The organism is Bacillus sp. FSL K6-2861 (assembly GCF_038630725.1).
GTDB classification, from domain to species: Bacteria; Bacillota; Bacilli; order Bacillales; family Bacillaceae; genus Bacillus; species Bacillus velezensis.
The window spans coordinates 2877210-2890055 of sequence record NZ_CP152037.1; the positions used below are offsets into that span (position 1 = coordinate 2877210).

The window sequence follows — 12846 nt, forward strand, 5'->3', positions numbered from 1 at the left end:
CTTGTTTACGGTCATATGCAGACCGTCTCATGGATAATGATTATCCGTTTTGATAACGAGTAAACATTGTGTTCACTCGGCCGAGTCCTACTCTTTACATTTCAGACCGGCACTCTGAGGGGAGTTCACTTTGATTTGTTTTACCGGCTCTCAGCGTTACCGGCTCTCTGTGAAAAACTTCAGCAAAGCTACTTATCCTCTTCTGCGCTTTTTATTATGGCAGCTCTTTTATTGAAAAAGAACCTTCATTTGTTTGTTTTTTCAGTGTTTTATGATTTTTCTTTTTAGCGTGAATCATTTATTTATTTTTGTTTGAACTCATATTACGCCCGTTTGCAGGCAGTGTCAACAGCATTTTTATAATTATTAGACAATTTAGATTAATCAATCTACTTTGTATACGCTTTCATTACTGGTACAAAGGGATCTGTAAATATTAAAAGTTTTTATCATTTTTTTATTAATCTCTCAAGATTACATGAAATTTTTCCGTTCATATACGAATATGTCACATTTTATTACACGATTTTTCTCTGTCCTTCCGGCATGCTTGTCAGATATTCCGTTCGATTGAACAGGCTCTTTATACAGACATACGCATACACTGTTCTTATCTCGTAAGAAATGAGTGATGTCATGAATAAGATGTTATCAGGCATGCAGGGCCTGCCTCCTGGATTTCCGCCTTTACCGGTCTTACCGCCGCAGTCTTATTATCCTCCGGCCCCGATGCATACAGCACCATATCAAGGCGGCCCTTCTTTTCAGCAGGGATTCCCGTCATCCGGATACGGACAGCAGACCCCGCAAAGCACGCTGTCATTCGCCGGGCAGCAATTCGTCCCATACCCTTATACAACCGGGTACTACGGCCAATCCTTCAGTGACGTCGGCGGAAGCCTCGGCGCCGGGGCGCATCCCGGCGCGCTCGGGGGCGGTTTCAGCGGCCATGCCGGGGGCTTCAGCGCTCCGAGCGGATTCAGATGATACAAAAACCGGTCTCACACGGCCGGTTTCTTTTCATATTCACAGGGTATAACGGTCATTCCATTGATTCATTTCCTGCTCCGTATAGTAATCAGCCCTTGAAACCTCAACAATGATTAAACCGCATTGAGTGATTAAAAATTGCTTCAGTTCCTCAAACAGCTCGTCTTTTCCGCAAAAGATCGTTTCTATATTGTGATTTTTATATGCAAATGCGTACTTCAAAAGCTAATTCCTCCCGCTGTCTTTCTATCATTCATTGACAAAATGCATGATAGAAATTAGAAAATTTATCACTCAAGGGCGCCTTAAGTATATTTATACATATATTTATTACGGTAAATATTACATTAAGTTTCATTTATATTAAAATTACTTTACAATTTTCATCAAATACGGAACTTTTGTTTCGTAAAATAAAAATAAAATACAAAAAAACCTCAAACCCATTGTCAGGGCTTGAGGTTTTTTATACGTCCCAGGAGAGATTCGAACTCCCGACCGACGGCTTAGAAGGCCGTTGCTCTATCCGGCTGAGCTACTGGGACATGAAAATCAAATTGTTCTGCTGATCATTTTATCATGATATCAGCGAATTGACAATATAGTCATCCGATAAAAAAGGCCAGCGGCATCAGTTTTCACTCTGATGTCACCAGCTCTTTTTTTGTACGTCCCAGGAGAGATTCGAACTCCCGACCGACGGCTTAGAAGGCCGTTGCTCTATCCAGCTGAGCTACTGGGACAGCTTTTGCTTTATGTATCAGCGACAAGATTTATTATATACAGGTTCAAATCATAAGTCAATATTTTTTTAAAAACTTTTGATGGAGAAGAATGAAATCTCCCCCATCACTTGTTAAAAACTGATTGTATTCCCCAAGTCCTTCAATTCCCGACCCGTTTCGTCGTAAAATGTCACAGCGCCTTCTCTTTCTGTAAGAGTAAGAATGGCATAGCTTTTCACATTGCGGACTCTCGGAAGACGGATGCTGCCCGGATTAATCAAAAGCTTGCCCCGAAGCTCTTCACTCCCGGCAATATGTGAATGGCCGAAGCAGACGATATCCGCCCCAAGCTCTTCCGCCCGGTAAAAAACAGTTAAAAGTGACTGTTTAATGCCGTGAAGATGCCCGTGAACGGCCAGAATTTTCTTTGAACCGGCGTCCAGAAGGAGTTCATCCTGAAACCCGCCGCCAAAGTCGCAATTGCCTTTTACCGTGTGATACGGCGTGAGCGCCGGATGTGCGGCGTCAAGCTCTGAATCACCGCAATGAATCATCAGATCCGCTTCGTCTTCGTGCCGCTTTGCAATCGTCTCCAGCTCGTCTTCAAGGCCGTGACTGTCACTTATTATCAGCACTTTCATTGCATACGCTCCCCCTTATGAATCAAGCAGCTTTGACAGTTTCTTGAGCGCCTCAGCCCTGTGGCTGATTTTGTTTTTCTCAGCGCTTGTCAGCTGGGCCATGGTTTTATCTTTATCTTTTACAATAAAAATGGGATCATAGCCGAACCCGTTATCTCCTTCGGGTCCTTCCGCAATATACCCTTCAACATGACCTTCGACCGTTTTTGTTTCCTGCCCCGGCATGCTGACGGCAAGGGCGCAGCGGAAACGGGCCGTGCGCTGCTCTTTTTCGATGCCTTTTAATTCTGACAGCACCTTGTCCATATTCGCCTTATCATCTTTTGCTTCTCCGGCATAACGGGCTGAATAAACGCCCGGTCTGCCTCCAAGGTTGTCCACCGATAAACCGGAGTCGTCTGCAATGACCATTTTGTTTACGGCTTTTGCCACGGCTTCCGCTTTTAAGATGGCGTTTTCTTCAAAGGTATGTCCGGTTTCCTCAATTTCTTCCGTAAATCCGATTTCCGCCAAAGAAGAGACGCTGTAGCCTTTCGGTTCGAGTATTTCCTTGAATTCTTTCACTTTTCCCTGATTGTGTGTCGCAATAATGGCTTCTTTCACGGTGATCAGGCCTCTCTTTCTTATTTCAGTTCAGGCAATGTTTCTCCCAGCACTTCTTTTTGCTTTTGAATAAGCGTCTGGATTCCTTTTTCGGCAAGGCTTAACAGTCCGTTTAAATCTTCACGGGAGAATGTGGCTTCTTCGCCCGTCCCTTGAAGCTCTACAAAACGTCCGCTTCCCGTCATGATAATATTCATGTCGACTTCAGCCGCCGAATCCTCTTCATAATTCAGATCCAAAAGAAGGCTTTCTTCTTTATCCATCCCGACAGAAATGGCTGCGAGATAATCTGTCACAGGAGAGGTTTTGATAACGCCGCTTTTTACGAGTTTGCCAATCGCAATGGCCATTGCCAAGAAGGCGCCGGTAATGGAAGCCGTTCTTGTTCCGCCGTCAGCTTGAATGACGTCACAGTCGATCCAGATCGTCCGTTCGCCGAGCTTCTCCAAATCAACGACGGCCCGGAGCGCGCGCCCGATCAGCCGCTGAATTTCCATCGTTCTGCCGGAGACTTTTCCTTTTGAAGATTCTCTTATCGTTCTTTGATTCGTCGCGCGGGGAAGCATGCTGTATTCCGCTGTGATCCAGCCTTTTCCTCCGCCGCGTAAAAATGGCGGCACCCGGTCTTCCACAGATGCATTACAGATGACTTTCGTATTTCCCGCTGTAATTAAAACAGAGCCTTCTGGGTGAGTGATAAAATCCAAATCAAATGTGATAGGGCGCAGCTCATCGTGCTGTCTTCCGTCGTGTCTCATATTTTACCTCCGATTATATGTACATAAACCTTTTGTTCCGGATTGTGAATAAAGAAAGAGGCAGCCGGAACGCTAACCTCTTTTTTACTAGTATATCAAAAATCGCAAATTAAAAACTACCCGTATTCACTTGTGACGGCCTCGAAACAGGTTTTGAAAGGGATTCTCCTTTTTCATTCACCAGTTCTGATTTTCCGTTTACTTTTATAGAAACACTTTTGATCGACGGCTGTTCGGTTAACGTGAGAACGATGCTGTCCAGTACGCCCGATGATACCATTTTTGTTTTTTCGTCGGCGCTTCCATAAATGGAGCTGTTAAAGTCCAGTGTAACCTGGCCGTCTTTTACTTTCGGCTTGCTGAGAAGCTTAACATCGTTATTAAAGTCCGTCAAAAGCCCGCTTGCTTTGCCCGGTCCGTCGGCGAGCTGTTCAACGGCAGCGGTGATGTCATTTGTTTCCGAATTGTCAATCCGCTTTGTGACAGGCACGTAGTATTCGCTCGTCTCTGTTTCCGCCAAATAATATACAGTCAGCGGATGGGTGTCTGTCAGATCATTCACTCCGGCCGTTTCAATATTAATCCCGTCTTTTCTGCTTAAATCGCCCGTAATCGGCGTGCCGCCCACAGGCATTTCTTTTAGTTCGTGCCCGTTGATTCTGATTTTGACTTTATCTATTGAGCTGAATTGGGTAAGCGTCCATGTAATCGATTGCAGGATTTTTTGTTCGTCTTCTTTTTTATAGTTTTTAAATTCCTTCGAAAAATCAGCGACGGCAGTGCCGTCTTTTTTAATATCGACATTTACCGTCGTATCCGCAGGGAGCACCGCTCTGAAGCCGTTCGGCAGGATTTCTGACACAGGCCCCCCCTGAACCAAATACTCAAGGGCCTGCTTTGCGGTTCCCTCACTGTTCGGAAGAGGCAGTGTCTGTGCTGCGACATAGCCGTTTTTATCAATCAGATACAGCTCTCGCATGACTGTATTGGCCGGCTGGTCGGCTTTAGAAGTGCCGTTTTTCTCTGACTGCTTTGGTTTTGCCTGAATTCCCGCTTCATCCTTTACATATGAAATGTCTTGAGGCGGGTCAATTTCCCCGGCTGTTTTATCGGATTGAAACAAACCGCATCCAGATAACACAAAAGCCGAAGTAAGACATGTTGCAGCAATGACTGCAGGTCCTTTTTTCAGCATACTTTTCCCTCCTAAGGCTGTTTGTACTATGATGTATACGAGCCCTGTCCGGGAAATAGACCGGGATGCGCAAAAAAACCCGCCGTAAACAGCGGGTTTTTTTGATTTATTTTCTGACCGGCTCTTGAAGGGAGATGCACTCGACATGGCCGATTTCGTGGCCGAACCAGTCTTCGGCAATTTTTGCGAAACCGTTCCGCTCTCCCGTTGTAAGAAATTGATGCTCCGGTGCATGTTTCGATTGGTTTAACAAACCTTTATAAGACAAGATGGTGCTCACTTCTCTCGCCGTCTCGTCTCCGGAGGAAATGATTTTCACATGCTCTCCCATATAGTTCTGAATCGGATCTTTTAAAATCGGATAATGCGTACATCCTAAAATCAAGGTGTCAATTGATGTACCTTTTAAAGGCTCAAGCGATGCTTCAACCGCTTCCTCCGCTGATTCCTGAAGAAACCGTCCGCTTTCCACAAACGGCACGAGCAGCGGACAAGCCGTGTTCTCAACTTGAAGTTCTGCGTTTAACCCGAGCAGCGCCTGCTCATATGCTCTGCTTTTAATGGTATTGACCGTGCCGATGACGCCGATATGCTGGTTTTTCGTGACCTTTATCGCCGTTCTCGCACCCGGCTGAATGACGCCGACAACCGGAATATCCGTTTTGCGCTGAATATCCTCCAAGGCAATGGCCGTGGCCGTATTGCAGGCGATCACGAGCATTTTGATATGGTGGTTTTCCAGCAGGTAATCGGTCATTTCCCACGTGTATTGAAGAACTTCTTCTTCAGGACGCGGGCCGTACGGGCAGCGTTTTGTATCTCCCACATAGATGATATTTTCCTTCGGTAGCTGTCTCATGATTTCCTTAGCAACGGTTAACCCGCCAACCCCGGAATCAATGACTCCTATCGGCTGTTCCAACAAAATCGCCTCATTTTCTTTTCATTTCATGCTGCAGTTTCAATAATGATTTTTCGAAAGCGGCTGTTTCTTCTTCGGAAAATGTCGCAAACATATCCCGCAAATAAGCCTGTCTTTTCAAAATCACTTCTTGGATAATGCGCTCTCCTTCAGCGAGAAGATGAATTCTGACGACCCGTCTGTCAGCCGGGTCTTTCACCCGCTCGACAAGCTTATTTTTTTCCATGCGGTCTATCAGATCCGTCGTCGTGCTGCAAGCCAAATACATTTTGCCTGATAATTCGCCTATTGTCATATCCCCCAATTCATAAAGCCATTGAAGCCCCACGAATTGCGGCGGTGTAATTGCATATTGGTTAAGGATTTCTCTTCCTTTTTGTTTAATGATCGCAGCGATATGGCGGAGTGATTTTTCGATATCCGCAACATGCTCTACAGATTTTGATGTCATTTGTCCATCCCTCACTCAAGGATCTTTATGGGCTATGCGCTCCGTGTCTATTTTCCTTCTTTTTTTAAGAAAATGCAAGACTGACAGAGAAAAAGGAAAAACCGGGATTTTCACCGCATGCCCATCAGCCCGGGCGCCAACGCAAATAACCGGCTCCTTCTCGAAAAGAAGGAAAACCGGCAAGAATCAGAGCTCTAGCTCACCCATTCTAAGAAGCTCGACAACAGCTTGCGAACGCCCTTTCACACCTAACTTCTGCATGGCATTTGAAATGTGATTCCGTACAGTTTTTTCACTGATAAATAGCTCGCTTGCAATTTCCTTTGTTGTCTTGTCTTGAACGAGCAATTCGAATACTTCTCTTTCTCTTTTGGTCAGCAGCGGCTTTGATTGAAAATCTTTCTCCTTCAAGTATTGTAACCCTCCTTGCTAAGGTGAGAGCGAATCTGAAACGAATGGGTTTATATAGTCAAGATATCATATGTAAAGGGCGCTTCGGAGGTGACGTCTCTTAGAGAAATAGTTATCCGTTCAGGCGAGCAGAATGCCTTTCTCCCGCTCCGTCCAGCTGACCGCTTTGCCGCTTTTCTTCGACACTTGAACCATAACGACGGAACCTGTAAAGCACGGCAGGCCCGACTCATTTTCTCCAAGGTAATGAAGGGTGACGGACGCATTTCCGGCAGCGCTTGCTTTCACATAAATCCGCAGATTTTCATACGGCATCACCTGACGCATATAGTCGCACTGCTGGCTTGCGACGACCGTCATCGTTTCAGAGTTTTGCGCCGTTATGCCTCGCTGTTTAAAATAAGCGATCCGCGCTTCTTCAAAATAGATGAAAGGGGTTACATTATTCATATGGCCGAACATATCCGTTTCTGAAAAACGAACCGATACTTCAGTAAAGAAAGAAAACGACTGTCTCCATTCTTCAAACGGGATATCTATATATTGCGGTTGTTTCATCACCTTCAGCTCCTTATAAAAAAACCTCTCCCGTGCGGAAGAGGCTCTTTTTCTCTTTCTTATACTCTGTCGCTTCCGAAGAAATTACGGAATGCTTGTAAATTGGTATCTCTGTTCAAAGCGGCGATTGAAGTCGTAAGCGGAATGCCTTTCGGGCAGGATTGAACACAGTTTTGTGAATTCCCGCAATCTCCGAGGCCGCCGTCTGTCATTAACGCTTCTAAACGTTCTGCTTTGTTCATCGCACCCGTCGGATGGGCATTAAACAGACGAACTTGCGACATCGGGGCAGGCCCCATGAATTTCGACTTGCTGTTGACGTTCGGGCAGGCTTCGAGGCAGACGCCGCATGTCATGCATTTAGACAATTCATATGCCCACTGGCGGCGTTTTTCCGGCATTCTCGGCCCCGGCCCCAAATCGTAAGTTCCGTCAATCGGCACCCATGCTTTCACTTTTTTCAGTGAATCAAACATTCTGCTGCGGTCAACCTGAAGGTCACGGACAACCGGGAATGTTTTCATCGGCTTCAGACGGATCGGCTGTTCCAGCTTATCAATCAGCGCCGTACATGACTGGCGCGGTCTTCCGTTGATGACCATGGAGCAGGCGCCGCATACTTCTTCAAGACAGTTCATGTCCCATGCGACCGGAGTGGTTTTCTCTCCTTTTGCATTCACGGGATTTCTGCGGATTTCCATCAGGGCGGAAATCACGTTCAGGTTCGGGCGGTAATTGATTTCGAATTCTTCATCGTATGGCGCGCTTTCGGGCGTATCCTGACGTGTAATGATAAACCGTATCTTTTTCTCACTCATGATTATTTCGCCACCTTCTTCTTCGAGTAGTCGCGTTTACGGGGCGCAATCAGTGATACATCGACATCCTGATATTCAAATTCCGGAGCTTCAAACGGACCGGCATGTTTAGCCATCGTCGTTTTGAGCCACTCATCGTCATTTCTTTCAGGGAAATCCGGTTTATAGTGCGCTCCCCGGCTTTCATTTCGGTTATATGCGCCGAGCGTGATAACTCTGGCAAGCTGAAGCATATTGGAGAACTGGCGGGTGAACATCGCCCCTTGGTTGCTCCATTTTGTCGTATCGTTGATATTGATTTTCTTAAAGCGTTCCATCAGCTCTTGGATTTTGTCATCCGTTTTCAAAAGCTTGTCGTTGTGGCGGACCACCGTGACGTTGGCCGTCATCCATTCTCCGAGCTCACGGTGAAGCACGTAGGCATTTTCGTCCCCGTCCATCTTCATAATATCGGCCCATTTTTCTTCTTCTTTTTTCACATAGGAATCAAATAATGAAGAAGACAGGTCTTCCGCTGATGTTTCAAGTCCGGAAACATATTTCACCGCATTCGGTCCGGCCACCATTCCTCCGTAGATGGCGGAAAGCAGAGAGTTCGCCCCTAAACGGTTTCCTCCGTGCATTGAATAATCACATTCACCCGCTGCGAACAGTCCGCGGATGCTTGTCATCTGATCATAATCAACCCACAGTCCGCCCATTGAATAGTGAACGGCAGGGAAAATTTTCATCGGAAGCTTGCGCGGGTCATCGCCCATGAATTTTTCATAGATTTCGATAATGCCGCCAAGCTTAACGTCGAGCTCTTTCGGATCTTTGTGCGACAGATCGAGATACACCATGTTTTCACCGTTGATGCCGAGTTTCTGATTCACGCACACGTCAAAGATTTCACGTGTCGCAATATCCCGCGGCACGAGGTTTCCGTAAGCCGGATATTTTTCCTCAAGGAAGTACCAAGGTTTTCCGTCTTTGTACGTCCAGACTCTTCCGCCCTCGCCGCGCGCCGATTCACTCATCAGACGCAGTTTATCGTCCCCCGGGATTGCTGTCGGGTGAATTTGGATAAATTCGCCGTTTGCATAATAAGCGCCCTGCTGATAAACGATTGATGCGGCAGATCCCGTGTTGATCATGCTGTTTGTTGATTTCCCGAATACGATTCCGGGACCTCCCGTCGCCATAATAACGGCGTCAGAACGGAATGACTCGATTTGCATATTGGTCAGATTTTGGGCTACGATACCGCGGCACGTGCGCTCATCGTCAAGAACGGCGCCGAGGAATTCCCAGCCTTCGTATTTTGTGACGAGACCCGCCACTTCATATCTGCGCACCTGCTCGTCCAGTGCGTAAAGAAGCTGCTGACCCGTCGTCGCTCCCGCGTATGCGGTTCTGTGATGCTGTGTACCCCCGAAACGGCGGAAGTCCAAGAGCCCTTCCGGCGTTCTGTTAAACATAACCCCCATGCGGTCCAATAAGTGGATAATGGACGGCGCCGCTTCACACATCGCTTTTACAGGAGGCTGGTTTGCCAAAAAGTCGCCTCCGTATACCGTGTCATCAAAATGCTCAAACGGAGAGTCTCCTTCCCCTTTTGTGTTGACAGCTCCGTTTATCCCGCCCTGCGCGCAGACCGAGTGAGAGCGTTTGACCGGAACGATGGAAAACAATTTAACGGCCGTGCCTGATTCCGCTGCTTTAATTGTCGCCATGAGGCCGGCAAGACCCCCGCCGACTACGATAATGCTTGATTGACTCATGATAGCCCCTCTCCCTCTAGTAATCTAGTTCTCTTACACAAACGCAAAAATCGCTTTTAAACCTACGTATGAAAGCGCTAAAAATATAATCAGCGTCACGTAAGTCGAAATTCTTTGAGAACGCGGCGTGACCGTGATCCCCCATGTGACCGCAAAAGACCATAAGCCGTTTGAAAAGTGAAAAATGACCGATAAAACGCCTACAATGTAAAAACCGAGCATAAACGGCGAGCTCAAAATATTCGCCATCATATCGAAGTTGACTTCAGCGCCCATCTGCGCGGCAATCCGCGTCTGCCATACATGCCAGCTGACGAAAATAAGGGTGAGAATACCAGTGACACGCTGAAGCACAAACATCCAGTTTCTGAAATAACTGTAGTGGCCAGCGTTGTTTTTCGCAGTAAATGCTATGTACACACCGTAAACCGCATGATAAATTAAAGGTAAGAAAATAATAAAAATTTCTAACGCATACCTGAACGGCAGACTGTCCATAAAGCCGGCCGCCTTGTTAAACGCATCCGCTCCCCTTGCGGCAAATTGGTTGACGACTAAATGCTGGATCAAAAAGATGCCGACCGGAATAACACCGAGCAAGGAATGCAATCTTCGAAAATAAAACTCTCTGTTCCCAGACATTACTTTACCCCCTGTTTGATTTAAGTGCGAAATGTACTAAAATCTCTGCCCCCACTTCGTTTCAATTGTAAGCACTTTATTAAAATTTATTGACAATTTCATTTTACTCCTCCCTCAAAAGGGCGTCAAGAAAACGTGTACATAAATTATAATTTTCGGAATTGATTATCTGGAGGGAAAATTTTATTTTCCTGCGATATCTTTCTCACATTTTTTCGCGTGTTTTATAGGATCATCCTGTAATCCTCCCCCCTGTTTAAGCTATAATAAACGAAGGAGAGAGGGGAATACATAATATGAAGAATAATTATGAAGCAGCTTTAGAACCTTTAACTGAACTCGACGTCAGCGCATACGGCTACGAATTAATCCGGGAAATCGTGCTTCCGGATATCCTCGGCCCGGAGCATTCATCGATGATGTATTGGGCGGGAAAACGCCTCGCCCGCAAATTTCCTCTTCAATCGTGGGAAGAAATCCCCGCCTTTTTTGAAAAAGCCGGCTGGGGAACTTTGACAAACGCAGGATCGAAAAAACAAGAACTGGAATTTGAACTGGAAGGACCGCTCGTATCCAGCAGGCTCAAACATCAGAAAGAGCCTTGTTTTCAGCTTGAAGCCGGTTTTATAGCCGAACAGATTCAATTGATGAACGATCAGATTGCAGAATCTTATGAACAGGTAAAAAAGAGAGCGGATAAAGTCGTCCTGACTGTAAAATGGGATATGAAGGACCCTGTATAATTGAAAAAAGGCGGTGACTCCAAGTCCCGCCTTTTTGCCTGCCCGTTTATACGGCAGACGGCTGTTTAGAAAGCTCAAACGCATCATGAAGCGCTTCGACCGCTTTCACCATATCATTTTCGCTGACAACCGCTGATACTTTTATTTCAGATGTGCTTACCATTTTGACTTGTACATTTTTTTCCGCCAGTACGGCAAACATGTCCGCGGCGACGCCGGGATTCGAAACCATGCCCGACCCGACAATGGAGACTTTCGCCAGTTTTCTTTCGGTTTCAATTTTTTCATAGTCAAGCGCGTTTTTATATTCTTCAAGCACGGCGACCGTTTGCGCGGCATCTTCCGTTTTCACTGAGAAAGAAATATCCGCTTCCCCATCGTCCGACTGTGTCTGAATAATAATGTCAACGTTGATGTTTCGTTTTGCCAGCGCGGTGAAGATTGTTGAAAGTGTTGTCAATCCGCTTGCAAGGCCCGTAACGGACACCCTCGTGATCTGGTCTTCAAATGCAATTCCTCTGACGATTAAATTCTGCTCCATTGATGATTCCTCCTCAATTAATGTTCCCGCTTCATGTTCCGTACTTGACCGCACTTCTAAAGGCACTTGGTAGTTTTTCGCGAACTCAACCGCCCGCGGGTGAAGAACACCCGCTCCTAGATTTGCAAGCTCCAGCATTTCATCATAAGAAATTCCCGCCAGTTTTCTCGCTGACCGGACATACCGCGGATCTGTCGTAAATACGCCCGGAACATCTGTATAAATGTCGCATTTATCCGCTTCCAGCGCTGCGGCAAGAGCGACCGCCGTCGTATCGGAACCGCCCCGTCCGAGCGTCGTGATGCCTCCGTCTTCCGTTACGCCCTGAAAACCGGCAACGACTGTAATCCTGCCTTCTGCAAGCTGCGAACGAATCGCCGTGATATCAATATCCGTAATTCTCGCATTGCCGTGAACGGCTTCCGTGCGGACACCCGCCTGCCAGCCCGTATAAGAGACGGCGTCATATCCTTTTTCCTGAAGCGCCATGGCCAAAAGCGAAATCGTGACCTGCTCTCCCGTAGACAAAAGCATATCCATCTCGCGTCTGCTTGGTTCAGATGTGATTTCAGCCGCGAGGTTAATGAGCGCGTCGGTTGATTTTCCCATTGCCGAAACGACGACTACGACGTCATGGCCTTTTTGCTTTTCAGCAATGGCGCGATTTGCGGCATTTTGAATTTTTTCGGCAGAGCCGACGGAAGTGCCTCCGAATTTTTGTACGATAAGACCCATACTAGACCACCCTTTACATTTTGGTTCGTGCGGGTGAGGAGAAAAGAGCGTTTTGTCCACAATAAAAAAAGCAATGAGAGGAATAGCTCTCATTGCTTTTTCATATCATTACGATTGATTATGAACAACGAGATAGCCCTCCAAGAAAATGAATTCTTGACAGCCTTACATTTATTTAATGCAAGGCCAGCGAATCACACCGATGGGATGTGATACACTTCGGCGACGCTCCCCTTTCAGCCTTTTTCGCAGAATCCATCATTCTCCAAAGGCTTACTATTGAAGTTCGCACCTCTATCTTCACCATATAACACGATCTTATGAAATTAGTTCACATTCTAGCAGATTTT

General features: G+C 46.4%; 15 protein-coding genes, 2 tRNA genes, 1 riboswitch and 1 other annotated feature (1 of these 19 cut by a window edge). Of the genes, 2 read left to right on the forward strand and 15 right to left on the reverse strand.

The features are described 5' to 3' along the window. Nucleotides 1-214 (reverse strand) — a binding site (T-box leader) (it extends 38 nt beyond the left edge of the window). 422 nt (nt 215-636) lie between these two features. After that, on the forward strand, nt 637-987 hold the full coding sequence (locus tag NYE62_RS14185) for a hypothetical protein (RefSeq protein ID WP_015417942.1): 351 nt from the start codon (nt 637-639) through the stop codon (nt 985-987). 39 nt (nt 988-1026) lie between these two features. On the opposite strand, the gene NYE62_RS14190 is transcribed toward NYE62_RS14185, so the two are convergent. The 14 genes from NYE62_RS14190 to sdhC all read right to left on the reverse strand — a co-directional run bounded on the left by NYE62_RS14190 (nt 1027) and on the right by sdhC (nt 10477). After that, entirely contained in the window at nt 1027-1212 is a 186-nt protein-coding gene (locus NYE62_RS14190) for a hypothetical protein (protein WP_007408136.1), read from the reverse strand. Nucleotides 1213-1461: 249 nt separating this feature from the next. Next, nucleotides 1462-1535: transfer RNA gene (locus NYE62_RS14195), tRNA-Arg, on the reverse strand. A 124-nt stretch (nt 1536-1659) separates the two neighbouring features. Further along, nucleotides 1660-1733: transfer RNA gene (locus tag NYE62_RS14200), tRNA-Arg, on the reverse strand. Nucleotides 1734-1846: 113 nt separating this feature from the next. Continuing rightward, complete coding sequence (locus tag NYE62_RS14205; RefSeq protein ID WP_071181914.1) at nt 1847-2356, reverse strand: metallophosphoesterase; 510 nt, start codon at nt 2354-2356, stop codon at nt 1847-1849. Nucleotides 2357-2371: 15 nt separating this feature from the next. After that, nucleotides 2372-2968, reverse strand: a complete 597-nt coding sequence (locus NYE62_RS14210; protein WP_087920775.1) for an XTP/dITP diphosphatase — start codon at nt 2966-2968, stop codon at nt 2372-2374. 11 nt (nt 2969-2979) lie between these two features. Beyond that, nucleotides 2980-3717: a ribonuclease PH gene (rph, locus tag NYE62_RS14215; RefSeq protein WP_342497013.1), complete on the reverse strand. Its 738-nt coding sequence runs from the start codon at nt 3715-3717 to the stop codon at nt 2980-2982. A 109-nt stretch (nt 3718-3826) separates the two neighbouring features. Further along, complete coding sequence (locus NYE62_RS14220; protein ID WP_014418573.1) at nt 3827-4912, reverse strand: GerMN domain-containing protein; 1086 nt, start codon at nt 4910-4912, stop codon at nt 3827-3829. Between the two features lie 106 nt (nt 4913-5018). After that, the gene (gene racE / locus NYE62_RS14225; RefSeq protein ID WP_012118125.1) at nt 5019-5837 is read right to left on the reverse strand and encodes a glutamate racemase; all 819 of its coding nucleotides are present in this window, start codon (nt 5835-5837) and stop codon (nt 5019-5021) included. Between the two features lie 7 nt (nt 5838-5844). Continuing rightward, nucleotides 5845-6285: a MarR family transcriptional regulator gene (locus NYE62_RS14230; RefSeq protein ID WP_003152580.1), complete on the reverse strand. Its 441-nt coding sequence runs from the start codon at nt 6283-6285 to the stop codon at nt 5845-5847. A 186-nt stretch (nt 6286-6471) separates the two neighbouring features. Then, a complete protein-coding gene (gerE, locus tag NYE62_RS14235; RefSeq protein ID WP_003152579.1) occupies nt 6472-6696 on the reverse strand; it encodes a spore germination transcription factor GerE in 225 nt (74 codons plus the stop codon). A gap of 120 nt (nt 6697-6816) precedes the next feature. Further along, on the reverse strand, nt 6817-7254 hold the full coding sequence (locus NYE62_RS14240) for a thioesterase family protein (protein WP_012118126.1): 438 nt from the start codon (nt 7252-7254) through the stop codon (nt 6817-6819). Nucleotides 7255-7313: 59 nt separating this feature from the next. Beyond that, nucleotides 7314-8072, reverse strand: coding sequence for a succinate dehydrogenase iron-sulfur subunit (sdhB, locus tag NYE62_RS14245; RefSeq protein ID WP_003152575.1), 759 nt, complete (start codon nt 8070-8072; stop codon nt 7314-7316). Nucleotides 8073-8074: 2 nt separating this feature from the next. Then, nucleotides 8075-9835 (reverse strand): succinate dehydrogenase flavoprotein subunit, encoded by a 1761-nt coding sequence (sdhA, locus tag NYE62_RS14250; protein WP_003152573.1) that lies wholly within the window; start codon nt 9833-9835, stop codon nt 8075-8077. Between the two features lie 33 nt (nt 9836-9868). Further along, nucleotides 9869-10477 (reverse strand): succinate dehydrogenase cytochrome B558, encoded by a 609-nt coding sequence (gene sdhC, locus NYE62_RS14255; RefSeq protein WP_003152571.1) that lies wholly within the window; start codon nt 10475-10477, stop codon nt 9869-9871. Nucleotides 10478-10773: 296 nt separating this feature from the next. On the opposite strand from sdhC, the gene NYE62_RS14260 reads away from it, so the two are divergent. After that, nucleotides 10774-11220: a YslB family protein gene (locus NYE62_RS14260; RefSeq protein WP_007612940.1), complete on the forward strand. Its 447-nt coding sequence runs from the start codon at nt 10774-10776 to the stop codon at nt 11218-11220. A gap of 46 nt (nt 11221-11266) precedes the next feature. On the opposite strand, the gene NYE62_RS14265 is transcribed toward NYE62_RS14260, so the two are convergent. Further along, nucleotides 11267-12496 (reverse strand): aspartate kinase, encoded by a 1230-nt coding sequence (locus tag NYE62_RS14265; protein WP_342497014.1) that lies wholly within the window; start codon nt 12494-12496, stop codon nt 11267-11269. Nucleotides 12497-12621: 125 nt separating this feature from the next. Next, a riboswitch (Lysine riboswitch) is annotated at nt 12622-12801 on the reverse strand. Nucleotides 12802-12846 lie beyond the last annotated feature (45 nt).